The organism is Stenotrophomonas sp. Steno-Z2, from assembly GCF_056393235.1.
Genome location: NZ_JBWJOY010000003.1, coordinates 265631 through 290487, shown reverse-complemented (window position 1 = coordinate 290487; position 24857 = coordinate 265631). Strand labels below are relative to the sequence as shown.

20 protein-coding genes, 1 pseudogene and 1 riboswitch are annotated in these 24857 nt (G+C 69.4%); of the genes and pseudogenes, 11 read left to right on the top strand and 10 right to left on the bottom strand.

Annotation, left to right across the window (positions count from 1 at the left end):
- Nucleotides 1-291: 291 nt before the first annotated feature.
- The 3 genes and pseudogenes from AC06FP_RS10700 to fabA all read right to left on the bottom strand — a co-directional run.
- A pseudogene (locus AC06FP_RS10700) lies at nt 292-465 on the bottom strand (methylglyoxal synthase); the annotation flags it as partial.
- An 85-nt stretch (nt 466-550) separates the two neighbouring features.
- Nucleotides 551-1759, bottom strand: a complete 1209-nt coding sequence (gene fabB, locus AC06FP_RS10695; RefSeq protein WP_478075470.1) for a beta-ketoacyl-ACP synthase I — start codon at nt 1757-1759, stop codon at nt 551-553.
- On the bottom strand, nt 1759-2274 hold the full coding sequence (gene fabA, locus AC06FP_RS10690; protein WP_054662614.1) for a 3-hydroxyacyl-[acyl-carrier-protein] dehydratase FabA: 516 nt from the start codon (nt 2272-2274) through the stop codon (nt 1759-1761). The genes fabB and fabA overlap by 1 nt, the downstream gene beginning before the upstream one ends.
- A gap of 199 nt (nt 2275-2473) precedes the next feature.
- On the opposite strand from fabA, the gene dinB reads away from it, so the two are divergent.
- From dinB to AC06FP_RS10670, 4 genes are all read left to right on the top strand, one after another.
- Complete coding sequence (gene dinB, locus AC06FP_RS10685) at nt 2474-3550, top strand: DNA polymerase IV (RefSeq protein WP_456118055.1); 1077 nt, start codon at nt 2474-2476, stop codon at nt 3548-3550.
- A 52-nt stretch (nt 3551-3602) separates the two neighbouring features.
- Nucleotides 3603-4250: a phosphoglycolate phosphatase gene (locus AC06FP_RS10680; protein WP_478075469.1), complete on the top strand. Its 648-nt coding sequence runs from the start codon at nt 3603-3605 to the stop codon at nt 4248-4250.
- Between the two features lie 152 nt (nt 4251-4402).
- Nucleotides 4403-6646: a TonB-dependent siderophore receptor gene (locus AC06FP_RS10675; protein ID WP_478075468.1), complete on the top strand. Its 2244-nt coding sequence runs from the start codon at nt 4403-4405 to the stop codon at nt 6644-6646.
- On the top strand, nt 6646-7590 hold the full coding sequence (locus tag AC06FP_RS10670) for an alpha/beta hydrolase (protein WP_478075467.1): 945 nt from the start codon (nt 6646-6648) through the stop codon (nt 7588-7590). The genes AC06FP_RS10675 and AC06FP_RS10670 overlap by 1 nt, the downstream gene beginning before the upstream one ends.
- Before the next feature lie 92 nt (nt 7591-7682).
- On the opposite strand, the gene btuB is transcribed toward AC06FP_RS10670, so the two are convergent.
- Nucleotides 7683-9539, bottom strand: a complete 1857-nt coding sequence (btuB, locus tag AC06FP_RS10665) for a TonB-dependent vitamin B12 receptor (protein WP_478075466.1) — start codon at nt 9537-9539, stop codon at nt 7683-7685.
- Between the two features lie 115 nt (nt 9540-9654).
- A riboswitch (cobalamin riboswitch) is annotated at nt 9655-9897 on the bottom strand.
- Nucleotides 9898-10008: 111 nt separating this feature from the next.
- On the opposite strand from btuB, the gene cobT reads away from it, so the two are divergent.
- Genes cobT through cobS form a run of 3 tightly spaced genes read left to right on the top strand, consistent with a single transcriptional unit; the run spans nt 10009 to nt 12394 of the window.
- Nucleotides 10009-11079: a nicotinate-nucleotide--dimethylbenzimidazole phosphoribosyltransferase gene (gene cobT / locus AC06FP_RS10660; RefSeq protein WP_478075465.1), complete on the top strand. Its 1071-nt coding sequence runs from the start codon at nt 10009-10011 to the stop codon at nt 11077-11079.
- Nucleotides 11076-11669, top strand: coding sequence for a histidine phosphatase family protein (locus AC06FP_RS10655; protein WP_478075464.1), 594 nt, complete (start codon nt 11076-11078; stop codon nt 11667-11669). Before cobT ends, AC06FP_RS10655 begins: the two co-directional genes overlap by 4 nt.
- Entirely contained in the window at nt 11666-12394 is a 729-nt protein-coding gene (gene cobS, locus AC06FP_RS10650) for an adenosylcobinamide-GDP ribazoletransferase (RefSeq protein WP_478075463.1), read from the top strand. Before AC06FP_RS10655 ends, cobS begins: the two co-directional genes overlap by 4 nt.
- Nucleotides 12395-12456: 62 nt before the next feature.
- Here cobS and AC06FP_RS10645 read toward each other — a convergent pair whose 3' ends face one another.
- From AC06FP_RS10645 to queD, 4 genes are all read right to left on the bottom strand, one after another.
- Nucleotides 12457-12828 carry a TfoX/Sxy family protein gene (locus AC06FP_RS10645; protein ID WP_456118063.1) on the bottom strand — a complete coding sequence of 124 codons (372 nt, stop codon included), beginning with the start codon at nt 12826-12828 and terminating at the stop codon, nt 12457-12459.
- Nucleotides 12825-13307: a GAF domain-containing protein gene (locus tag AC06FP_RS10640; RefSeq protein WP_478075462.1), complete on the bottom strand. Its 483-nt coding sequence runs from the start codon at nt 13305-13307 to the stop codon at nt 12825-12827. The genes AC06FP_RS10645 and AC06FP_RS10640 overlap by 4 nt, the downstream gene beginning before the upstream one ends.
- 169 nt (nt 13308-13476) lie before the next feature.
- Nucleotides 13477-13845 (bottom strand): phasin family protein, encoded by a 369-nt coding sequence (locus tag AC06FP_RS10635; protein WP_478075461.1) that lies wholly within the window; start codon nt 13843-13845, stop codon nt 13477-13479.
- Between the two features lie 91 nt (nt 13846-13936).
- Complete coding sequence (gene queD, locus AC06FP_RS10630; RefSeq protein WP_478075460.1) at nt 13937-14293, bottom strand: 6-carboxytetrahydropterin synthase QueD; 357 nt, start codon at nt 14291-14293, stop codon at nt 13937-13939.
- Nucleotides 14294-14468: 175 nt separating this feature from the next.
- Between queD and AC06FP_RS10625 the strand changes: the two genes are divergently transcribed.
- Both AC06FP_RS10625 and AC06FP_RS10620 read left to right on the top strand, forming a co-directional pair.
- A complete protein-coding gene (locus AC06FP_RS10625) occupies nt 14469-17102 on the top strand; it encodes a TonB-dependent receptor plug domain-containing protein (protein WP_478075459.1) in 2634 nt (877 codons plus the stop codon).
- Between the two features lie 118 nt (nt 17103-17220).
- Nucleotides 17221-19785 (top strand): M14 family zinc carboxypeptidase, encoded by a 2565-nt coding sequence (locus AC06FP_RS10620; RefSeq protein WP_478075458.1) that lies wholly within the window; start codon nt 17221-17223, stop codon nt 19783-19785.
- 93 nt (nt 19786-19878) lie between these two features.
- Here the strand turns inward: AC06FP_RS10620 and AC06FP_RS10615 are convergent, their stop codons facing one another.
- Nucleotides 19879-21273: a DEAD/DEAH box helicase gene (locus AC06FP_RS10615; protein ID WP_456118069.1), complete on the bottom strand. Its 1395-nt coding sequence runs from the start codon at nt 21271-21273 to the stop codon at nt 19879-19881.
- Between the two features lie 455 nt (nt 21274-21728).
- Here AC06FP_RS10615 and AC06FP_RS10610 point away from each other — a divergent pair, with 455 nt between their 5' ends.
- The gene (locus tag AC06FP_RS10610) at nt 21729-22718 is read left to right on the top strand and encodes a fumarylacetoacetate hydrolase family protein (protein ID WP_478075457.1); all 990 of its coding nucleotides are present in this window, start codon (nt 21729-21731) and stop codon (nt 22716-22718) included.
- A 145-nt stretch (nt 22719-22863) separates the two neighbouring features.
- A complete protein-coding gene (maiA, locus tag AC06FP_RS10605) occupies nt 22864-23520 on the top strand; it encodes a maleylacetoacetate isomerase (protein WP_456118071.1) in 657 nt (218 codons plus the stop codon).
- Between the two features lie 166 nt (nt 23521-23686).
- Here the strand turns inward: maiA and AC06FP_RS10600 are convergent, their stop codons facing one another.
- Nucleotides 23687-24829: a PilT/PilU family type 4a pilus ATPase gene (locus tag AC06FP_RS10600; protein WP_478075456.1), complete on the bottom strand. Its 1143-nt coding sequence runs from the start codon at nt 24827-24829 to the stop codon at nt 23687-23689.
- Nucleotides 24830-24857: the final 28 nt, after the last annotated feature.

The following is a 24857-nucleotide window of genomic DNA, read 5'->3' as shown; positions in this document are numbered from 1 at the left end:
GGGGCGTCGTCAACGCCCTGCGCCAAAGCAGGGCCGGCGCCATTTGATATTCCGACGCGTGACCGCGCGCTCCCGCTGCTGGAGGCTTGCCTCGTGCCGATGTATCGCGTGGGGGCGTGCCCGCGCTCGTTCTTGCCCCGCGGGCCGATACGGCGAGCCGCCCTCCCTCGACGAAGGCTGGCGCAACCCACGCAGGCCGCCAACACAGGGCTCTTTGGGGAGAGCAACGCGATCGCGCAGACGACAACGACGCCCACGGACACCGTTGCCGTGTTCCGATCGCACCGAAGATCAGCGTCGCCGTGCCCGCTGCTGCGCGGCCATGGCCCAGCGGGCGGCGAGATGGGGCGCGGTGATACAGACCGCCTGGTGGTCCGTCACCGTCGTCACCGCGCGCTCCAGCAGCTGGATGTCCGCCTCGTGCTGGCGCGCCACGTGCGGGTCCTCGAAGAAAATCGCACGCTCCTGCTGAATCACACCGCCAACGACGCATACGACAACGGCGCCCGCAGGCGCCGTTGCTTCAATCGCTACCGCGCCAACGCCTGCCTCACACCCGGCCGAACACCAGGGTGGCGTTCGTACCGCCGAAGCCGAAGCTGTTGGACATCACCGTCGACAGCTGCGCTTCCTGCGTCTGACGCAGGATGGGGAAGCCCTCGGCGCGCGGGTCCAGCGTCTCGATGTTGGCCGAGCCGGCCATGAAGCCATCGCGCATCATCAGCAGGCAGAAGATCGCCTCGTGCACGCTGGCGGCGCCCAGCGAATGGCCGGACAGGGCCTTGGTCGAGGAGATCGGCGGTAGGTTGTCGCCGAAGACTTCGCGCACCGCGCCAAGTTCGGTGATGTCGCCCAGCGGCGTCGAGGTGCCGTGCGTGTTGAGGTAGTCGACGGGACGATCGATGCCGGCCAGCGCCATGTTCATGCAGCGCACCGCGCCTTCGCCCGATGGGGCGACCATGTCGGCGCCGTCGGAGGTCACGCCGTAGCCGATCAGCTCGGCGTGGATGCGCGCGCCGCGCGCGACGGCGTGGTCGTAGTCTTCCAGTACCAGCATGCCGGCACCGCCGGCGATGACGAAGCCATCGCGGTTGGCGTCATAGGGACGCGAGGCCTGGGCGGGGGTGTCGTTGAAGCCGGTGGACAGCGCGCCCATGGCGTCGAACATCACGCTCATCGACCAGTGAAGATCCTCGCCGCCGCCGGCGAACACGACGTCCTGCGCGCCATGGCGGATCAGGTCGGCCGCGGCGCCGATGCAGTGCGCGGAGGTGGCGCAGGCAGCGGACAGCGAGTAGCTCAGCCCCTTGATGCTGAAGGCGGTGGCCAGGTTGGCCGACACCGTGGAGCACATCGTGCGCGGCACCATGTAGGGGCCGACCTTGCGCACGCCACGGTTGCGCAGCAGGTCGGCGGCTTCCACCTGCCACTGGCTGGAGCCGCCGCCGGAACCGGCGATCAGGCCGGTGCGCACGTTGCTGACCTGCGCCTCGTCCAGGCCGGCGTCGGCGATGGCGTCGCGCAGGGCGATGTAGCTGTACGCCGCCGCGTCGCTCATGAAGCGCCTGAGCTTGCGGTCGATCTGCGCGTCCAGGTCGATGTCGACGCGGCCGCCGACCTGGCTGCGCAGGCCGGCTTCGGCGTGGTCGGGCAGGGCGACGATGCCGGAACGGCCTTCGCGCAGGGCGCTGGAAACGGTGTCCAGATCGTTGCCGAGGCAGGAGTTGATGCCCATGCCGGTAATGACGACGCGACGCATCAGAAGCTCTCGGTGGAGGTGAACAGGCCCACGCGCAGGTCCTTGGCGGTGTAGATCTCGCGGCCGTCGACCAGCATGCGGGCGTCGGCCTGGGCCATGACCAGCTTGCGGTTGATCACGCGCGAGATGTCGATCTCGTACTGGACCAGCCTGGCGCTGGGCAGCACTTGGCCGGTGAACTTGACCTCGCCGCAGCCCAGCGCGCGGCCGCGGCCTTCGGCGCCCAGCCAGGTAAGGAAGAAGCCGGTGAGCTGCCACATCGCGTCCAGCCCCAGGCAGCCGGGCATCACCGGGTCGCCGATGAAGTGGCAGCCGAAGAACCACAGGTCCGGTCGGATATCCAGTTCCGCGCGCACCAGGCCCTTGCCGTGCGGACCACCGTCGTCGCGGATGTCGGTGATGCGGTCGAACATCAGCATCGGGTCGTTGGGGAGGCGGCCCTTGTTGGGCCCGAACAGCTCGCCGCGGGCGCTGGCCAGCAGCTGTTCGCGCGAGAACGCATTGAGACGGTTCATCGAAGCGGTAATCCGGAACACGGAAACATGGGTTAACGACCGAGCATGCATGATGCACACGCGTTCAATCAACAGTTTTAACCGTACGCATCCGTAGTGTTGTCGGGAAAAGCCGGCATGTTCGTCGCAGATCGTACCGGTGCGTATGGGGCGTCGGGCTATCATGGCGCTCCTTCGTTCCGCGGTTGCGTCGCTCGCCATGCGCAAGATCATCCACATCGACATGGACGCGTTCTACGCGTCGGTCGAGCAGCGGGACGATCCGGCGTTGCGCGGCCGGCCGGTGGTGGTGGCCTGGCGCGGCGCCCGCTCGGTGGTGTGCGCGGCGTCCTACGAGGCGCGCAGGTTCGGCGTGCGCTCGGCGATGCCGGCGGTGCGCGCCGAGCGGCTGTGCCCGGATGCGGTGTTCGTACCGCCGGACTTCGCCCGCTACAAGGCCGTATCACGACAGATCCGCGAGATATTCCTGCAGCACACGCCGCTGGTCGAGCCGCTGTCGCTGGACGAGGCCTATCTGGACGTGACCGATTCGCCGACCTGCGACGGCATCGCCACCGAGATCGCGCGCACCATCCGTGCGCAGATCCGCGAGACGACCTCGCTCACCGCCTCGGCCGGAATCGCGCCGAACAAGTTCCTGGCCAAGATCGCCTCGGACTGGCGCAAGCCCGATGGCCAGTTCGTGGTGCCGCCGGCGCGGGTGGAGCAGTTCCTGACGCCGCTGCCGGTGAGCCGGGTGCCCGGGGTGGGCAAGGTGATGGAAGGCCGTCTGGCGGCGCTGGGCATCGCCACCGTCGGCGACCTGCGTGGCCTGCCGCTGGAACAGCTGGAGGCGCTGTTCGGCACCTTCGGCCAGCGCCTGTACCGGCGCGCGCGCGGCATCGACGAACGCCCGGTGGAACCGGACCAGCCGGTGCAGTCGATCTCCTCCGAGGACACCTTCAGCGAGGACCTGCGGCTGGGCGAGTTCGACGAGCTGATCGCGCAGCTGGCGGCCAGGACCTGGCGCGCGACCGGGCGCACCGAACGCGTCGGCCATACCGTGGTGCTCAAGCTCAAGACCGCGCAGTTCCGCATCCTCACCCGCAGCTTCACGCCCGATGCGCCGCCGGCCTCGGAAGAGGAACTGCGCGACATCGCGCTGGCCCTGTGCCAGCGCGTGCAGCTGCCGCCGGAAACGCGCTACCGGCTGGTGGGCGTGGGGCTGTCCGGCTTCCGCGACCGCGAGGATTCGGTGGTGCAGGGCGATCTGTTCCGCGACATAACCGTCGACTGACCCGCGTCCATGCCCCGTTACAATCGTCGGCTTCGTGTCGTGGAGTGGAAGTGTGGGCATCGCAGCGCTGGTATTCGACCTGGACGGCACGCTGGTGGACAGCGCCGAGGACATCGCCGAGGCGGTCAACCGCACGCTGGATGACCTGTCGCTGCCGCGGGTGTCCGAGGCAACGGTCCGCAGCTGGATCGGCGAGGGCGTGCGCCGCCTGGTGGCCACCGCTCTGGCGCATGCCGGCAGCGAACGCTCGCTGGACGAGGTGATGCCCACCTTCATGCGCCACTACCGCGACTGCCTGCTGCGCAGCCCGCGCCTGTACGACGGCGTGACCGAAGCGCTGCAGCTGCTGCAGGCGCGTGGCCTGCCGATGGCGATCTGCACCAACAAGCCATCGGCGCTGGTGCCGCCGCTGCTCGACCACCTGGGCATCGCCGGGTACTTCGCGCACATCGTCGGCGGCGACACGCTGCCGCAGCGCAAACCGGACGCCGAGCCGCTGCTGCATGCGGCGCAGCGGCTGGGGCGGGCGCCGGCGCAGTGCCTGATGATCGGCGATTCGGCCACCGATCTTGGGGCGGCGAATGCGGCCGGCATGCCCATCGTGCTGGTGCGCTATGGCTATCCGCGCGATCTCGACCTGGAATCGGCGGGCGCGCTGGCGGTGATCGATGACCTGCGACAACTTGTCGCATGCGTCTGAGCGGTAACCGTCCTCGGTAGATGAGATTAATTCTCGTTTGATGTAGAATGCGCGGCATCCGTGGCGATGCCGTTGCGCGCGCCACGTCATCGCCGAACCGTCGTACCTCAAGCCGTCGCCAGAGGTCTTTCCCCCCTGTCGAGAGGCTTTCCATGTCCCGTGATCCCCGCTCGCGGCGGGCGCTGCGCGCCCAGCCGTTCCGCCGTCATCCGCTTGCCGCCGCGCTGCTGCTGTCCGCGCTGGCCGCAGCTCCAGCCAGCGCCGACGAAGCGCCCGACGCCACCGACATCGACACCGTGCACGTCACCGCCGAGCAGATCGCGCGGCAGGCGCTGGGTACGTCGGTGATCACCGCGGTGGACCTGGAACGCATGCCACCGGCCAACGACCTGTCCGAGGTCATCCGCCGCATGCCGGGCATCAACCTCACCGGCAACACGGCTTCCGGCGCCTATGGCAACTTCCGCCAGATCGACATCCGCGGCATGGGCCCGGAAAACACGCTGATCCTGGTCGACGGCCGCCCGGTCAGCGCGCGCGATTCGGTGCGCATGGGGCGCAGCGGCGAGCGCAACAGCCGCGGCGACAGCAACTGGGTGCCGGCCGAAGCGGTGGAACGCATCGAGGTGCTGCGCGGTCCCGCCGCGGCGCGCTACGGTTCCGGTGCGTCCGGCGGCGTAGTCAACATCATCACCAGGCGGCCCACCGGCGACCTGGCCGGCTCGCTCACCCTGTACGGCAGCGTGCCCGAACACGCCGACGAAGGCGGCAGCAAGCGCGCCGGTTTCCAGTTGTCGGGCCCGCTGGGCGACCGGCTCTCGTTCCGGCTGTATGGCAACGTGGGCAAGACCGATGCCGATTCGCTGTACCTCAACCAGGATTTCGCCACCGGCGTGACCCCGCCGGCGGGGCGCGAGGGCGTGCGCAACCGCGACATCAGCGGCCTGCTGCGCTACGACATCAACGACGCGCACGTGCTGGAGCTGGATGCCAGCGTCAGCCGCCAGGGCAACATCTACTCCGGCGAACGCGGCGTCGCCGGCGATGGCTTCCAGCGGCTGAACGACCTGTACGGCGCGGAGACCAACATCATGCTGCGGCGCGCGTTCGGGCTGACCCACCGTGGCAGCTACGACTGGGGCACGTCGCGGCTCAGTGCCGCCTACGACCACACCGACAATACCCGGCTGGACGAAGGCCTGGCCGGTGGCCCGGAAGGCTCGATCAACGCAGGCGCGACCTTCTCCACCTCGGAACTGGCCTCCACCCGCGTCGATGGCGAGATCAACCTGCCGCTGGCCTGGGGCGGCATCGAGCAGGTCGCCACGCTCGGTTTCGAATACCGCGACATGCGCCTGGACGACCCGTACTCGATGACCCAGAGTGCGGGCAGCGGCGGTGGCATCCCCGGCGTGGGCGAAGGCCGCCCGGGCAGGAGCGACCAGCAGTTCGCCGCGCTCTATGCCGAGGACAACCTGTACCTGGGCGAGCGCTGGACCGTCACGCCGGGCGTGCGTTTCGACCACCACTCGCAGTTCGGCAACAACTGGAGCCCCAGCCTCAACGTACAGTTCAAGCTGGCCCAGGACTGGGCGGTGAAGGGCGGCATCGCGCGTGCGTTCAAGGCACCCAACCTGTACCAGGCAAACCCGAACTACCTGTACTACACCCGCGGCAACGGCTGCCCGGTACTCAGTCCGAACATGGGCTCGGGCTGCTACGTGATGGGCAACGCCGGTCTCGATCCGGAAACCAGCGTCAACAAGGAAATCGGCATCGAGTGGGCGCCGGACGGCGGCTGGCATGCGTCGTTGACCTATTTCCACAACGACTACAAGGACAAGATCGTCGCCGGCCAGGAGCGCATCGGCCTGACCCATGATACGAAGGGCCAGGTGTTCCAGTGGAGCAATGCGCCGCGCGCGGTCATCCGCGGCATGGAGGGCAACCTGAAGGTGCCGCTGCTGGCCGGCGGCGACGTGCTGTCGTGGAATACCAATGTCACCTGGATGATCGAGAACGAGGACAAGGCCAGCGGCCAGCCGCTGTCGATCATCCCGCGCTATACCGTCAACACCTTCCTGGACTGGCAGCCGGGCCCGCGCTGGTCGTTCCTGCTCACCGGCACCTTCTATGGCAGGCAGGAAGCCGCCACGCAGTCCAGCACCACCGGTGCGCCGCTGCCGCCGGATACGCGCGGTGCCTACGATCTGTGGAGCCTCAGCGGGCAGTACCGGGTCACCCCCGACGTGCGGTTGGGCGCGGGCGTGGCCAATCTGTTCGACAAGCGCCTGTTCCGCGAAGGCACCACCAGCACCAGCGCCAGCGGGGCAGGCGCGGCGACCTACAACGAACCCGGCCGCAGCTTCTGGGTGAACCTGACGGTCGGCTTCTGATGGGCAGGACGGTTCGGGCGGTCGGCTGGATCGCGCGCGCGATGCTGCTTCTCGTCGCGCTGCCGGTCGCCGCCCCGGCAGGTGCGCAGCCCGACCCCGGCGCGCGCGTCGGCCGGACCGTGGCCGACGCGCGGCTGCACGGCTATCGCTTCGAGCGGCTGTCCGTCGCTTCGGCCGATGGGCAGCGCCACTACCGCGTGCATCTGGCAATACCGGCCGGCGCGGTGCCGGCGCGTGGCTTCCCGGTAGCCTGCATGCTGGACGGCAACGCGGTGCTGATGGCGCTGGAGGCGCCGCTGCTGGAGCAACTGGCGGCCAGCGCACGGCCGCCGGTGCTGGTGCTCGTTGCCCACGACAATGACCTGCGCATCGATGGCCCGGCACGCACATGGGACTACACGCCACGGCGTGGCGGGGGAGACGGCGAGGAGTTCGACGCGAGCGGCAACGGCCGCCGCAGCGGTGGCGCCGATGCATTCCTCGCGCTGATCGCCGAGCGGATCCTGCCGGCGGTGCGGCAGCGTGTGGTCCTCGACGAGGGCCGCCGGATGCTGTGGGGCCATTCCTATGGCGGGCTGTTCGCGCTGCATGCGCTCGCCGCGCGCCCGGGTGCCTTCACCGATTACGTCGCGGTCGATCCGTCGTTGTGGTGGGGCGAAGGTTTCGTCGTCGGCGAACTGGAGCGCGCCGCGCGTCGGTCTCCTTCCCTGCCGGCACGGCTGTTGCTGGTGCGCGGCGCGCCGGCCGCATCCAGCCGCGATGGCCCGGTCGGCCCGGGTGGTCGTGGTGCGGGCAATGCCGAGGCCGGCCGAAGGCTGGACGCGGTGCTCGCCGAACTGCCCGGCATGGAAGTGCAGCGCCTGCGGTTGCCGGGCCTGGGCCATGGGCAGACCCTGGACGCCGCGATCGCACCTGCGCTGCTGTCGCTGGCGGTTGACGATTAGCGAAGGGCCCGGCGCGGTGCGCGGTCCCGCTGCACAAAGCAACGCCCCGGCATGCAAGCCGGGGCGTCGGGGGCCTGCTCGTCCAGCTGGTTTCAGAGCGAGCGGTAGCGCAGGGTCAGCTGGTATTCGCGGCCGGGCTGGTTGTACCAGGCCACGGTTTCGTACGCGCGGTCGAACACGTTGGCCGCCCTGGCCTGCAGGCTCCAGGCCTCGTTGATGGCGTATTCCACGCGCAGGTCCACCGTGCCGTAACCGGCCAGGCGCAGGCTGTTGGCGGCGTTGTCGAAGCGGTGGCCGGTGGCGCTGGCGGTCACGCCCACGCGCAGCGGGCCGAAGCCGCGGTCCACGTCGAGGCGGCCGCTGGTGCGGGCGCGACGCGGCAGCCAGTTGTCGTAGCTGGTCGCGCCGCTGGTGTGGTCGCGCGGATCGGTGAAGCTGGCCTGGGCGTTGATGTCGAACCCGGCCAGCGATACGAAGCCGGTCAGTTCGGCGCCGCGGATGCGCGCCCTGGCGATGTTGTACGGCGTGTAGGTGCTGTCCAGCGCGATCAGCTGGTCGATGCGGGTCTCGTAGGCGTTGAAGGTCCAGTTCCAGCCATCGGCGTACTGCGCGATGCCGACGTTGACGCTCTTGGATTCTTCCGGCTTCAGCGCCGGATTGCTCGACCACGGGTAGTACAGGTCGTTGAAGGTCGGTGCCTTGAAGCCGGTGCCGGCGCTGGCGGTCAGGCGCAGGCCATTGCCGAAGGCGAAGCCGTAGCCGAGGCTGCCGGTGGTGTGGTTGCCGAACTGTTCGTTGTCGTCGTTGCGCACGCTGGCCTGCAGCGCGTGCGCGCCGAAGCGGCCCTGGTATTCGACGAACACGCCGGTGTTGTCGCGGCTGTCGATCGCGTAGGCCGTGGTGCTGGTGATCTCGTCCTTCTGCCAGTCGGCGCCGGCGCTCAGCTGCTGGCCCTCGGCGAACAGGAAGTCGCCCTGCACGCTGGCGCTGTCGCGGCGCGTGTCGAAGGTGGAAACGAAGCTGCGCTGGCCGTCCTGGACGTAGTAGCTGTCGGCCTGGTCGTTGTTGCGGCCGACCTGGGCGGACAGGCGGAACGCCTCGCCCGGCGCCCACAGCAGCTTGCCGCCGTAGACCTGCTGGTGGTTGTCGGCCTCGTTGCCGCTGTAGAGGCTGCCGTCGTACTCGTTGCGGCTGGCGGCATCGAGCACGTGGCCTTCCACGCTCAGGGTCTGCGTCAGCGCATAGCCGCCGCGCACGTTGAGCGAGGTGTTGCGGTAGCCGTCGCGGTCGGGCTCGTCGACATAGCAGCCCTGGAACAGCGCGGCCGAGCCGTTGCAGGCGTTGATGCCGTCGGTCTTCTGCCAGGCGCCCTGCGCCGACACCCAGCCGCGCTCGCCGCGGTTGCTGAAACCGGCGCTGGCCTGGCGCAGGTTGTGGCTGCCGGCGGTCAGCGCCAGGTTCTGCTGCAGGCCCTTGCCGGCATTGCGGGTGAAGATCTGGATCACGCCGCCGATCGCCTCGGAGCCGTACAGGCTCGAACGCGGCCCGCGCACGATCTCCACGCGCTCGATCTGGTCGATGGGCAGGTCCTGCAGCGCCGGCATGCCGTTGGTGGCCGCGCCGATGCGAACGCCGTCGACCAGCACCAGCACCTGGTTGGACGCGGTGCCGCGCATGAACAGCGAGGTGATCTTGCCGGGGCCGCCCTGGTTGGCGAAGTCCAGGCCGGCGCGGCCGCGCAGCAGGTCCAGTAGCGAACCGGCCTGGCTGCGGTCGATCTGCTCGCGGTCGATCACCTGCACCGGCACCACGCTGTCGGCGATGGAGACCGGCGTGCGGGTGGCGGTGACCACGACGTCGTCGAGTTCGGTGGGCGCCTGTTCGGCGGCGGCGATGCCCGGCAGCGCGAGCGCCAGGGCGAGGGAAAGGGTGTGGTACGGCAGTTTCATGGGAACTCCTGGATCCGCGCGCTCCCGCGCGGACGGACGGTGGGGGCTGCCAGGAGAAGGGGATGCGACGGAGCGCGCGCACGGCGTCCCTGCCGCCGCCATGCCCTCCGCATCGCAACCAGTCGGCTTCCGGGCCGGTCTCCGGGCTCGCAGGCGAAGCGCATCGACGCTTCCGTCCAGGCGCCTTCCCGTGCGATGGATGCACAGTGGCGGTATGCCTGGCCTTGTCCTGCTTACCGTTGCGGGGGCAGCGCCGGAATGGCGCGGGCAGGGAGCATCCCTGGCAGGCGCGGCACCGGCTTCCCGTTTCAACCGGCCGGAGCGAGTCCGGCCGGTCACCCGAAAGTGCGCGCATTCTATGCCATCGCCCGCTCCGGCGCCCGGCATGCCCGCTGGTGGCCAGCGCGGCACATCGTGGAAGCGGCCCGCGCCCTACAATGCGCGATTGCAACGCGGTATCGGAACACACGTGACAGACCCATGGTTCACCCGGCCCTGCCCGGCGCCTTCGCAGGCGCACCGGCAGCACGCCATCGCCCGCCAGCGGCAACTGACCAAACCCGAGGGCGCGCTGGGGCGCCTGGAAACCCTGGCCATCGAACTGGCCGCGCTGCAGGGCCGCGAGCAGCCGCAGGCCGCGCAGGTGCCGGTGCTGGTGTTCGCCGGCGACCACGGCATCGCCGCGCAGGGCGTGTCGGCCTATCCGGCGGAAGTGACGGTACAGATGCTGCGCAACTTCGCTGCCGGCGGCGCCGCCATCGCCGTGCTGGCGCGCGAACTCGGGTTGCCGCTGCATGTCTGGGACGTGGGCAGCCTGGCCGACGCCCCGGTCGCGGGCGTGACCTGCGACAAGCCGCGCCGCGGCACCGACGATTTCAGCGCTGGACCGGCAATGACCGCGGCCGATCTCGACGCCGCGTTCGGCGCAGGCAGACGCGCGGCGGACAGCGCCTGCGGCGACGGCGCCGACCTGCTGCTGCTCGGCGAGATGGGCATCGGCAACACCACCTCGGCCAGCGCGCTGGCCGCGGCGCTCGGGCCGTTGCCGCTGGCCGAACTGGTCGGTGCCGGCACCGGCCTGGATGCGGCGCGCATCGCCCACAAGCAGGCCGTGACGGCACGCGCGCTGGCCCTGCACGGCGAGGCGATCGCCGCCGCCGCCGATCCCGGCCGCGAGGCCCTGTGCCGCGTCGGCGGGCTGGAGATCGCCGCACTGGCCGCGGCCATGATCGCCGCCGCCCAGCGCGGCGTGCCGGTGCTGGTGGACGGCTTCATCGTCTCGGCCGCGGCGCTGGCCGCGCTGCGCATCAACCCGTCGCTGCGGCCGTGGCTGCTGTTCTCGCACCGTTCCGCCGAGCGCGGCCATGCGCTCGTGCTCGGCAGCCTGCAGGCCGAACCGCTGCTGCAGCTGGACCTGCGCCTGGGCGAAGGCTCCGGCGCCGCGCTGGCCCTGCCGCTGCTGCGCCTGGCCTGCGCGCTGCACAACGGCATGGCGACCTTCGCCGAGGCGGCCGTCGCCAACCGGAGCGCCGCGCCGTGATCCTGGACCTGATGCGCCATGCCTCCACCGGCCGCCAGGGCCACCTGGACGGCCGCACCGATCCGCCGCTGCTCGACGGCGCCATGGACGCGCTGCTGCGCCGCCATGGCGGCGGCCAGTGGAGCCGGGCGATCGCCTCGCCGCGACGCCGCGCGCTGGATACCGCCACCGCGCTGCTGGCCGGCCGCGAGCTGTTCTGCGAGATCCACCCGGACTGGGCCGAGCTGGATTTCGGCGACTGGGACGGCCGCCATTACGACGAGATCCCCGCCGAGCTGCTGGCCGGGCTCTACGACGCGCCGCACGCGGTGGTGCCGCCCAACGGCGAGAGCTGGCAGCAGTTCCAGGCGCGCATCGAGGCGCAGCTGCAGCGGCTGCTCGACGAGGATGACGACGGGGACGAGGCCGGGCCGGTGCTGGTGGTCAGCCATGCCGGCGTGCTGCGGCTGGCGGTGTCGCGCGTGTGCGGCATGCCGCTGGCCGCGCTGTGGGCCATGCGCATCGACTACGGCACCCGCGTGCGCCTGCGCGTGGAGCGCGGCGACGATGGCCAGCTGTGGGGCGAGCTGCTGGAGCTGTGCCAGCCATGAGCCTGCGCGGACTGATCCTGGCCATCCAGTTCCTGACCCGGCTGCCGACGCCGCAGGTGGAGGATTTCCGCGACGACGACCTCAGCCGCGCGGCGGTCTACAACCCGCTGGTCGGCGCGATCATCGGCGCGCTGCTGGCCATGCCGCTGTTCCTGGTCGCCGACCGGCCGTGGCTGGCCGGTGTGCTCACCCTGCTGCTGTGGGTGTGGGTGACCGGCGCGCTGCACCTGGACGGGCTGGGCGACGTGGCCGACGCCTTCGGCGCCGCGCACCGCGACCCGCAGCGTTTCCTCGAGGTGCTCAAGGACCCGCGCATGGGCGTGTTCGGCGTGGTCACCCTGGTGATGCAGCTGCTGCTCAAGTTCGTGCTGCTGACCGAGCTGGCCGCCAGCCCGCTGTGGTCCGGCATCGTGCTGGTACCGGCCTGGGCGCGCTGGGGCACGCTGTGGTGGAGCCAGAGGCTGCCGTCGCTGCATGGCGCGGGCATGGCCGAGCGCTTCTCCTGGCAGCTGGGCCCGCGTGCGATGTGGCTGTGGGCGCTGCTGCTGGCGGCGGTCAGCGCTTTCGCCGCCTGGCCGCTGCTGCTCGCGCTGCTGCTGGTGCCGCTGGTCGCGGCCTGGTGGCGGAAAAAGCTGGGCGGCATCTCCGGCGACTGCCTGGGCGCCAGCATCGAAGTCACCGAAAGCCTGCTGCTGCTGTCGCTGGTGCTGCTGGGCAACCTCTAGAAGCGGACCGCACAGGGGCGGACTTCAGCGCCGCGGTGCGCGCCTGCAGGCAGGCGAGGGCTTCAGCTGTCGCCGAAGCGGATCTCCGCGACATCGTCGCCGCTGTCGTCGGCGTCATCGGGCTGCATGCGGGTTTCCAGCACCGGCCCGGCCTGTTGCCCCGCGCGGGGGGCAACCAGTCCGCCGGCGGCGACCTCGTATTCGGCGACCAGCTGCTGGCGGCGTGCCTCCGGCACTTCCTGCCAGTGGCAGCCGACCAGCGCGCCCTCCAGCGAATAGAGCAGGTTGAGGCTGGGCTTGAAGCCGGCGCGTCGCACCTTGACGAAGGCGCCGACCGCGCCCACCGCGGCCAGGTCCTCGGCGCTGCGCAGCCCCACCTGGCGCAGCCACGCCGCGCTCTTGGGGCCGATGTTGCGCAGCTTCAGCGCGCTCATGCCAGCGCCTCGACGAATACCTTGGCGATGGCCTCCAGGCCCGCCTGGTCGTCGGCGTCGAAGCGCGAGGTGACCGGGCTGTCCAGATCGAACACGCCGACCAGCGCGCCGTCGTGGACCAGCGGCACCACCAGTTCCGAACGTGAGGCCGAATCGCAGGCGATGTGGCCCGGGAAGGCGTCCACGTCTTCCACGCGCTGGGTCTGGCGGGTGCTGGCCGCCGCGCCGCACACGCCCTTGTGCAGGGGAATGCGCACGCAGGCCGGCAGGCCCTGGAACGGGCCGACCACCAGCTCGGTGCCGTCGAAGAAGTAGAAACCCACCCAGTTGAGCTGCGGCAGCGCGTGATACACCAGCGCCGACAGATTGGCGGCATTGGCGATGCGGTCGGTTTCGCCGTGTACCAGGGCGCGGGCCTGGGCCAGCAGCTGGGCGTACTGTTCCGGCTTGCTGCCGGTGAGCGTGGTGGCACTGAACATGCCCAGAGTCTAACCGCTGCCCAGCCGTGATGGGTCTGCGCAGGGACGTCGCACGGGCACCGGCTGGCGTGCCCCGCAAAAAGAAAGACCCGGCAACGGGAGAGAGATCGTTGCCGGGTCCGGACAGGGCGCGGGGGAGGGGGATCCGCGCGCTGTTGAGAGGGTCGGGTCAGCTGGCCCTGGCGCGTGGACGCCTGCGGCTGCCGCGTTCGAACGGTTGCCGTGCCAGTTCGGCCAGCGCCTGCCCGGTCTGCAGGCCCAGGCCAGCGATTTCCTGCCCGGCCGAGGCCAGCCGCTGCAGGTTTTCCTGCGCCAGTTGCAGGCCCTTGGGCAGCAGCGATGGCAGATCGGCCTGCGGGCCGGGCTGCGCCAGTTCGCCGAGGAAACCGGCGGTGGCGTTGGCATTGCGCTCGAACGTGCGCAACTGCACGCCGAACGCGCTTTCCGCCGTCTCCAGTGCCAGCCGGTTGGCGCGATTGGCCATCGCCGCGAACTGCCGGGTGTAGTCGCTGAAACCGTCGTCGAACCGGGCGGACATGCCGTGCTCCGTGGTTTGTTGCGGCGCAGCATAACGTCGGGTGCGATGGCGCGGAAGCCCGCTGCCCGCGGCGACCGGGGGTTCGTTCAGGTCAGTTGCCGCGGTAATGGCAGCCGGAGGTGCAGGTCTCGTGCACGGTCACCGCGCTCAGCTGGGGCAGGGCTGGTTTGAGCCGGTCCCAGATCCAGATCGCCAGGCGCTCGCTGGTCGGATTTTCCAGTCCGGGGATGTCGTTGAGGTAATGGTGGTCGAGCTGTTCGTAGAGCGGCTGGAAGGCCGCCTTGATGTCGCCGAAGTCCATCACCCAGCCGGTCTCGGCGCCGGGTTCGCCGCTCACTTCCAGGCGCACGCGGAACGAATGCCCGTGCAGGCGCGCGCACTTGTGGCCGGCGGGGACGTTGGGCAGCCGGTGGGCGGCCTCGAGGGTGAAATCTTTGAAGATGTCCATGCCGCAATTGTAGCGCCGGCACGGGAAATCCCTTGGTGGATTAATTCATCCCTCCATCAAGATGAAGGGATGTTGTTTCCTTTTCGTTATATGCGCATGAAGGGACGTAATTGGCCCGATCCGCGCCGGACTGGCTGAATGCGGGTTGCTTCCTCCCCCTCGCTTCCGTATCCCGATGTCCAACTTCTCCCCGCTCGTGGTGGCCCTGGCCACCGCCCTGGCCGCGCCTTTGTCCGTCGCCGCCGAATCCGCCGATGCACCCGTCGGTCCCACCCTGTCCGCCGTGCAGGTCACCGGTTCCAACATCAAGCGCAGCGACACCGAAACCGCCAACCCGGTGCAGGTGATCGAACGCCAGCAGCTGGAGGAATCCGGCAAGGCCACGGTGGCCGACCTGCTGCGCTCGATCTCGGCCAATACCGGCAACGCCGCCAACGAAACCAGCAACAGTGGCTGGGCGTCCGGTTCGGCGGGCATCGGCCTGCGTGGCCTGTCGCAGAAGAACACCCTGGTACTGCTCAATGGCCGCCGGCTGGCCAACTACGGCTTCCCGTCCGGCGGCCTGTCGGACACGTTCGTCAACCTCAATGCACTGCCGCTGGTGGCGGTGGAACGCATCGAAGTGCTCAAGGACGGCGCTTCTGCCGTGTACGGCTCCGATGCGGTGGCCGGCGTGGTCAACATCATCACCCGCCAGGGCTTCGAGGGCGCGGAGGTGGGCGCCAGCGGCGGTACCTCCGACGCTGGCGGCCTGGACCAGCAGAACGTCAAGTTTGTCGGCGGTATCGGCGACCTGGACAGCGATGGCTATACCCTCCTGGTGTCGCTGGAAGGCTACAACCGCGACCGCCTGGACCAGAACCAGCGTGACCTGACCCGCTCGGGCATCTACACCGACAAGGCCGGTGGGCGCTGGAACGGGTGGTCGGCGAAGGGCGCGCGCTTCCTGGTCAATGGCAGGTCGGTGCCGATGCTCGACGCTGCCGGCAACTGCCCGGAGGGCACCGTGCTCACCGCCAGCGCGCCGATCGATGGGCTGGCCGGCGACACCTGCGCCTTCAACCAGGCGCCGTACACCACCCTGATCCCCTCGACCAGGCGCTGGCAGGCCTACCTCAACGGCACGTTGCGCCTGAACGATTCGGTCGATGCCTTCGCCGAGGTGCTCTACAGCGATATCAAGGGCGTGTCCTGGTTCGGCTCCAGTCCGTTCTTCACCCTGGAAAACGGGCGCTTCGCACTCAACGCCGATACCGGCCTTGCCGAGCCGGTGCGTTCCACCCTGCCGGCGGCCAGCCCCTACAACCCGTATGGCGTGGACGTGCCGATCGAGTACACCTTCTTCAATCTTGGCGGCACCATCAAGACCAACCGCTCGCAGGCCTATCGTGGTCTGGTCGGCCTGCGCGGGCAGGGCGAGAAATGGGACTGGGAAGTGGGCGCGTTCCAGGCGGCGAGCAAGGAGCGCGAAACGGTCTCCGGTGGCTTCGCCAACCGCTGGGCGCTGTACGACGCGCTGGCCACGGGCAGCTACAACCTGCTCAAGCCGTCGGCCACCGATCCGGCGGTGCTCAAGGCCATCGGCCTGAGCACGCTGCGCCCGGCCGATTCCATCCTCAAGGGGCTGGACGCAAAGGTGTCCGGCACGTTGGGCGAAACCCGGGCGGGGCAGGTCGGCTTTGCCGCCGGCGTGGAATGGCGGCAGGAAAAGCTGGATTCGGACAATCCGTGGCAGATCGACGCCGGCCTGCAGGTACGCCCGGCCATCGCCGAGGTGCATGGCGAGCGCAAGGTCACCGCCGCCTATGCCGAAGTGAACGTGCCGCTGCATGGCACGCTGGAATTGCAGGCCGCCGCGCGCGGCGACCATTACAGCGATTTCGGCAATGCGTTCTCGCCCAAGCTGGGCCTGCGCTGGCAGCCGCTGGACGGGCTGCTGGTACGCGCCGCCGCTTCGCGCGGTTTCCGCGCGCCGTCGCTGTCGGAAAACTCGGCCTCGACCAGCATCGCCTACGGCTCGGTGGTGGACCCGCACGACCCGGACGTGCCCGGCTCGCGCCAGACCCCGACCTTCTTCACCGTCGGCAACCGCACTCTCGACCCGGAGCGCACGCGCAGCTTCAATGCCGGCGTGGTGCTGTCGCCGTGGGCCAACACCAGCCTGAGCGTGGACTACTACCGCGTCAGGCTCGACAACCTGATCGGCAGCGGCAACACCACCACGCTGGTGGCCGAGAACGACCCGGCCAGCGTGCTGCGCGATGCGCGCGGCAAGCTGCTGGCCGTCTACAACCGCTACCAGAACCTGAGCGAGCTGCAGACCTCGGGCATCGACGTGGAACTGCGCCAGCGCTGGTCCAGCGCCAGTGCCGGCGATTTCGGCCTGTCCTCCGCGTTGACCTACGTCATCGACTACAGGCGCCCGCAGGTGATTGACGGTCCGCTGGTGGATTACGCCGGTTCCAACCTCGGCCCATCGCTGCCGGACATCAAGGCCACCACCACCCTGGACTGGGCCCTGGGTGACTGGCGCACGGCGCTGACCTGGTACTACACCGGGGGCTACGACCAGGAAGGCAGCGTCGCCGCCAAGGCCGTGCAGAAGGACGTGGCCAGCTACAGCCAGTTCGACCTGTACCTGGGCTACACCGGCATCGACAGGCTCTCGCTGTACGCCAAGGTGCAGAACATCGGCAACCGCCAGCCGCCGCACGATGCCACCTTCCCCGGCGTGCGCGCGCCGTACGACTTCAGCCAGTACGACCTGCGCGGGCGCTACTACACGGTGGGCTTCGACTACCGCTTCTGACCTTGAAGCCCCGCTCCTGTGCCAAGGAGCGGGGCCAGGCCCATCCGTCGAATGGGCACATCACGAAAAGTCCGCAACGGCGGCCCGTCGGCGGGCCGTGCAACGGGAGTTCCGATCCATGTCATTCCGTTTTCTCGCCCTGGCCCTGCTGCTGGCCATCGGTGCCATGCCCGCCTTCGCCCAGAACAGCTACTACTTTCCCGCCGCGCGCCAGTTCGATGCACGGGTGCCATCGCCGCAGCAGTTCCTTGGCTACGACATCGGCAGCCACTACACGCGGCATGACCGGCTGGTGGCGTACTTCAACGAACTGGCGCGCGTCTCCGACCGGGTCAGGGTGGAGGTGATCGGCCAGAGCTACGAACAACGCCCGCTGCTGCTGGTGACCATTACTTCGCCGCGCAACCACGCACGCAGCGCGCAGATCGCCGCGCAGCGGCAGGCGCTGGTCGACCCTGCGCAACCGCTGCCCGGCGATGACGCGCCTTCGGTGGTGTGGCTGGGCTACAGCGTGCATGGCAATGAAACCTCCAGTGGAGAGGCGGCAATGCTCACCGCCTACTACCTTGCCGCCAACCAGGATGCCGAAACCGCGGGCTGGCTGGAGAATGCGGTGGTGGTGATCGATCCGGCGCAGAACCCGGACGGCCGCGACCGCGCCGGCAACTGGCACAACGCCTGGGGTTCGCACCCGCCCTCGGCGGACCCCGCCGACAGGGAGCATGTCGAACCGTTCCCCACGGGGCGGGTCAATCACTACTTCACCGATCTCAACCGCGACTGGCTGGCGCTGGCGCAGGCCGACAGCCGGCCCAAGGTGGCGCAGTTCCATCGCTGGTACCCGAACATCCAGATCGACTTCCACGAGATGGGCAAGGACAGCACCTATTACTTCGAGCCCTCGCCGAAGAGCATGGAAAGCCCCCTGCTGCCCAGGTCCTCGTACGAGGCCAACCACTGGCTGGCGCGCTTCCACGCGCAGGCGCTGGATGCGCTGGGTTCGCTGTACTACACCGGCGAGAACTTCGACAACTTCTCGCCGATCTATGGCTCCACGTACCCGGACTTCCATGGCGCGGTCGGCGTGACCGTGGAGCAGGCCAGCTCGCGTGGACGTGTGCAGGAGTCGGTGAACGGGCCGCTGCATTTCGATTTCACCATCCGCAACCAGGTGGCCACCGGCCTTGCCAGCGTGCGCGGCGCGGTGGAGGACCGCACGCGCCTGTTCGCCCTGCAGAAGGCGTTCTTCCGCAGCGCCCTGGCCCAGGCGGCCGCCTACCCGGTACACGACTGGGTGTTCGGCGATGCCGCCGATGCCACCCTCACCCGCAGGCTGCTTGCCCTGTTGTTGCAACACCGCATCCAGGTGCATGCGCTGGCGCGTGATGTCGAAGTCGATGGCAAGCACTTCCGCGCCGGTTCGGCCTATGTGGTGCCGGTGCGGCAGCCGCAGTTCCGTCTTGCCCATGCGATCTTCGAATTCACCCCGCCTGTGAAGGGGGATGTGTTCTACAGCGGCACCTCCTACGCGGTCGCACCGGCCTATGGCCTGCGTTATGCCGCCAGCCGCGGGGCATTGCCGACGGGCGCGAAAGTGGAAGCGGCGCCGGCGGCGCAGGGCGGCATCCATGGCGGACGTGCCGGCTTCGCCTATGTGGCCGATGCGCGCGACTTCGGCAGTTACCGCCTGCTGGGTGGCCTGCTGCGGGACGGCGTGCGCGTGCGCACCGCGCACCAGCCGTTTACCGCCGCCACCGCTGCCGGTGAGGTGGCGTTCGGCCATGGCGCGGTGGTGATCCCGGTTGCCGGGCAGGCGCTGGATGCCGGGGCGTTGCAGGCCCGGGTGCTGGCGCGTGCGCAGGAGGCCGGCGTCACCGTGCATGCACTGGACAGCGGCCGTACCGCCAGTGGCATCGACCTGGGCAGCGACAACGTGCGCGTGCTGCGTGCGCCGAGCATCGCGCTGGTGATGGGCGAGGGGGTCTCGGCCACCGAGATCGGCTCGGCCTGGTTTGCGCTGGATACCGCGCTGGGCCTGCCTGCGAGCAAGCTCGATCCGGCGCAGCTGGCGAGCGTGGACCTGTCGCGCTACACCTCCCTCGTGCTGTCCGGTGGCAGCTACGGCACGGTCGGCGAGGCGGGCGTGGCGGCGCTCAAGCGCTGGATCGCCGCCGGCGGTTCGCTGGTGGTGTACGGCAGCGGCGCGCGCTGGGCGATCGACAAGGGCCTGGTCGAGGCGAAGCTGCGCGGGGACGGCAAGGGCGAGGAAGACCAGCGGCTGGATTTCGGCACGGTGCGCGACGTGTTCGCGCTGGGCCGGGTCAGCGGCAACATCCTCAGTGCCGATATCGATCCCACCCATCCGCTGGGGTTCGGCGTGCAGCAGCGGCGGATCTGGGTGAACAAGGAGAGCGGGCTGGTGTTCGAGCCGGGGAAGAACGCTTTTCTCAATGTGGTCAACATCGACCGCCAGCCGGTGGTGAACGGCTACCTGTCCGATGCCAACCGCGCCCGCGTGGCCGGCTCCAGCTATCTGCAGGTGGTGCCGAGCGGCAGCGGCAACGTGGTGCTGTTCGCCGACGACCCGGCGCACCGCAAGTACTGGCATGGCACCGAGCGCCTGCTGCTCAATGCGCTGCTGCAGGGCAACCACCTCAACACGCCGAAACAGCGCGGGGAGTGACGCGGCGGGAGGCCGGCGTCCAGAACACCGCAGCAAAGAAAAAGCCGACGCAGCGCGTCGGCTTTTCAGTTACCTCAAACCGGCAGTCCGGAATCAGGCCGTGGTACGGCTCTGCCCCCGGCCACCACCGCGCCGCTGGCCACCGCCGGGGTGTCCGTCGCGCCGCTGCTGGCCGTTGCCGGCATTGCGCTGGCCGCCCGGCTTCTGCTGGCCGCCACGGCCACCACGCGGCGCATCGCCATTGGACCGGCGCGGGCCATGACCGCCATTGCCACGGCGCGGCGGACGCTCGCCGCCCGGCTGCTCGGCCTTGCCCGGGGCGCTGTTGCCCCAGCGGATCGGGGTCTGCGGCTCGAAGCCGGCCACGTCGCGGATGTCCATGTCGCGATCGAGCAGGCGCACGATCTGGCGCAGGTACTTGGCGTCTTCCTGCGCCACCAGCGAGACCGCCTGGCCGCTGGCGCCATTGCGACCGGTGCGGCCGATGCGGTGCACGTAATCCTCGGCCACCATCGGCAGGTCGTAGTTGATGACCTTGGGCAGCTCGTTGATGTCGATGCCGCGCGCGGCGATGTCGGTGGCCACCAGCACGGTGACGCGGCCGGCCTTGAAGTCGCCCAGCGCGCGCAGGCGCTGGCTCTGGCTCTTGTTGCCGTGGATCGCCGCGGTCTTGATGCCGGACTTGTCCAGGAAGCTGGCCAGCTTGTCGCTGCCGTGCTTGGTCTTGGCGAACACCAGGGTCTGCTCGCGCGAATCCTGCGCCAGCAGGTGCAGCAGCAGTTCGCGCTTGCGCCCGGCATCGACCGGGTGCACGCGGTGGGCGATGGTCTCGGCCACGGTGTTGCGCGGGGTCACCATCACCTCGCGCGGATTGCGCATGAATTCCAGCGCCAGCTGCTTGATCGGGTCGGCGAAGGTGGCCGAGAACAGCAGGGTCTGGCGGTTCTGCTTCGGCAGCTTGGCCAGGATGCGCTTGATCGAGGGCAGAAAGCCCATGTCGAGCATGCGGTCGGCCTCGTCCAGGATCAGCACCTCGATGCCGGACAGGTCGACGCTGCGGCGCTCCAGGTGGTCGATCAGGCGGCCCGGGCAGGCCACCAGCAGGTCCACGCCGCGGCGCAGGATGTCCAGCTGGTTGCCCATGCCGACACCGCCATAGATGCAGGTGCTGGGGATGCGCAGGTACTTGCTGTAGCCGCGCAGGCTGTCATGCACCTGGGTGGCCAGTTCGCGGGTGGGGGTGAGGATCAGCGCGCGCGGCCGGCGCGGACCGCTGCGCACTTCCTGCGCCGAGGTGGCCAGGTGCTGCAGCAGCGGCAGGCCGAACGCGGCGGTCTTGCCGGTACCGGTCTGCGCGCCGGCCAGCAGGTCGTGGCCTTCCAGCACCAGCGGGATGGCCTGCTGCTGGATCGGGGTGGGATTTTCGTAGCCCTGCTCGGCGAGCGCGCGCAGCAGGAAGGGCGCAAGGCCCAGATCTTCGAACGACATTGGAAACTCCGTGATGGATGCGCCGGCCAGCAAAGGCTGGCGCTGGCGATCGGCATGACCGACCGGCTCGGAGCGTTCCCGTGTAACCGCGCTGCGAGGTGGGGTGCGACCGGCGCAGGCGCGCAGGCCGGAATGCATGACGAAAGGCGTCGGAGTGGGAGCGGGCGGGCGGATTCCCCGGGAGGATCCTGCGCCGCCGGTCATCCCCGAGGGAAACGGACGGCCGCTGGCAGACCGCGATAGTCTAAGGGATGTTCGGGAACGGTACAAAAATCCCTGTTCAGGTACGGTCGGGCGCCTGCGGTTCCCGCTCCGGCAGGAATGGGCCGTTGCCGGACTGCTCCAACGCCCCTGCGCGCGCGCCTCGATGGCCCGGCGTCCCCGGCGGCGCTGGTGGCGGCGGGACTATTCGTTACAATCGAAACTTGTTTTCCGACCCTGAACTGGACGCTCCGATGAAGCTTGGTTCCCTGAAGGAAGGTGGCCGCGACGGCACCCTGATCGTGGTCTCGCGCGACCTGACCCGCGCCGTGCGTGCCACCGGCATCGCCGCCACCCTGCAGCAGGCGCTGGAGGACTGGTCCAACGTCGCGCCGCGGCTGAACGCGCTGTCCGAGTCGCTCAACCACGGCGATGCCGACGGCGTGTTCGACCTGGACATGCAGGCGCTGGCCGCGCCGCTGCCGCGCGCCTACGAATTCGTCGACGGCAGCGCTTACCTGCCGCACGTGGCGCGCGTGCGCAAGGCGCGCGGCGCCGAGGTGCCGGAAACCTTCTACACCGACCCGCTGATGTACCAGGCCACCAGCGCCGGCTTCTACGGCCCGCGCGACGCGGTCAAGGTGGTCAGCGAGGATTACGGCATCGACCTGGAAGCGGAGATCGTGGTGATCACCGACGACGTGCCGATGGCGGTGACGCCGGAACAGGCCGCCGGCCACATCCAGCTGGTCGGCCTGGTCAACGATGTCAGCCTGCGCAACCTGATCCCGGCCGAGCTGGCCAAGGGCTTCGGCTTCCTGCAGTCCAAGCCGCGCTCGGCGCTGAGCCCGGTGTTCGTCACCCCGGACGAACTGGGCGAGGCCTGGCAGGGCAGCAAGGTGCACCTGCCGCTGGTGACCCACATCAACGGCGAGTGGTTCGGCGCGCCGGAAGCCGGCGTGGACATGCAGTTCGACTTCGCCCAGCTGGTGGCGCACGCGGCCAAGACCCGCCCGTTGTCGGCCGGCGCCATCGTCGGCTCGGGCACCATCGCCAACGAGGACACCACGCTGGGCGCGTCGTGCTTCGCCGAGCGCCGCACCGTGGAAACGCTGCGCGACGGCAAGCCGTCCACGCCGTTCATGAGCTTCGGCGACGTGGTGCGGATCGAGATGTTCGACCGCGCCGGCAACAGCATCTTCGGCGCCATCGAACAGCGCATCGAGCAGGCCGCGCGGCCCTGAGCGCAGCGCCTGCGCCGGCTCCGCGGGCCTGTGCCCGCGGAGCGGTGCGGTGACGTTCCCGGCCGGCGGCGCGATGGACCGACCGGCGGTGCGGGCTACCCCATCGCCGGCGGGTATGGTGGCCCGCGGGCAACAGGAAACGCACATGCAACCGGCATTGACGCTCTACAGCTACTGGCGCTCCAGCGCCGCCTATCGCGTACGCATCGGCCTGAACCTGAAAGGGCTGGACTACGCCATCGCGCCGGTGCACCTGGTGCGCGATGGCGGCCAGCAGCATGCGCCGGCCTATGCCGCGCTCAACCCGCAGGAACTGGTGCCGACGCTGCGCGACGGCGAGCGGGTGCTGACCCAGTCGCTGGCGATCCTGGAATACCTGGAAGAAACCCATGCGCAGCCGGCCCTGCTGCCGGCCGACGCCGCCGGCCGCGCGCGGGTGCGCGCGCTGGCGCAACTGGTGGCCTGCGACATCCATCCGCTCAACAACCTGCGCGTGCTGCAGTTCTTCGACCAGGAATGGAACGTGCCGCAGGCCGAGCGCGACGAATGGATCCTGCACTGGATGCGCACCGGCTTCGCCGCGATGGAGGCCGCGCTGGCGGGCTCGGCGCAGACCGGCCGCTTCTGCCATGGCGACGCGCCGGGGCTGGCCGACTGCTGCCTGGTGCCGCAGCTGTACAACGCGCGCCGCTTCCGCCTGGAACTGGACGCCTTCCCGACCCTGCAGCGGATCGAAGCCGCCTGCCTGGCGCTGCCGGCGTTCGACGCCGCGCGGCCGGAGAACCAGCCGGATGCGGCTTGAAGGCGGGGAGCGGGGAGGCGGGAAAAGGGAGTGACGGTCTATCGGTGCGTGGACTTTCTCGGCGCCGATGGATTCCGCGGGGGACGCGCAAGGCGGGAATCGGCGCCGCTGGCCGCAGCCAGCGTTAAACCTCCATTCCCTGTTCCCGCTTCCCCGTTCCCGGCTTTCAAAACCCGTGTGTGATCGACGACGGCGATGCCGTCGCCGCTGGCGCGGAGAAATCCGCGTAGGGGTCGTGCTCGCCGCTGGCGCCTTCGGACAGGCGGAACTTGAGCGCCAGCCCGTCGCGCGAATCGGCCGCGCGCAGGGCTTCCTCCTGCTCGATCAGCCCGTCCTTGGCCAGCCGGAACAGACACTGGTCGAAGCTGTGCATGCCTTCCTCCAGCGACTGCTCCATGGCCTGCTTGATCTCGTGCACCTGGCCGCGGCGCAGCAGGTCGCGGATCATCGGCGTGTTGATCAGCACCTCGGTCGCCGGCCGGCGGCGGCCGTCGGTGCCCTTGACCAGGCGCTGGCTGATCACCGCGCGCAGGTTCAGCGACAGGTTCATCAGCACGTTGCGGTGCGCGCTCTCGGGGAAGAAGTTGAGGATGCGCTCGATGGTCTGGTCGGCGTTGTTGGAGTGCAGCGTGGCCAGGCACAGGTGGCCGGTTTCGGCGAAGGCGATGGCCGCCTCCATCGTCTCGGCGTCGAGGATCTCGCCGATCAGGATCACGTCCGGCGCCTCGCGCATGGCGTTCTTCAGCGCGTTGTGGAAGGCGTGCGTGTCCAGCCCGACCTCGCGCTGGTTGACGATGGACTGCTTGTGCCGGTGCAGGAACTCGATCGGGTCCTCGATGGTGAGGATGTGCCCGGTGGTGGTGGCGTTGCGGTGGTCGATCATCGACGCCAGCGAGGTGGACTTGCCCGAGCCGGTGGAGCCGACCACCAGCACCAGCCCGCGCGGGGTCATGATCACGTCCTTGAGCACGTCCGGCAGCTTCAGTTCCTCGATCGAGGGAATCCGGTTCTTGATCGCGCGGATCACCATGCCCACTTCGCCGCGCTGCTTGAACACGTTCACGCGGAAGCGGCCCACGTCGGCCAGGGCGATGGCCATGTTCAGCTCCAGGTCGCGCTCGAACTGCGGCACCTGGCCCTCGTCCATCAGCGAGTAGGCGATCTTCTTGACCATGCCCGGCGGCAGGCCGGTATTGCCCAGGGGGTAAAGCTTTCCCTCGATCTTGATGTGGACAGGCGCTCCCGTGGTCAGGAACATGTCCGAAGCGTTCTTTTCGGTCATCAGCTTCAGGAAATAGCCGATATCCATGGATGCGATTCCCCGGGCAATGGCCGCC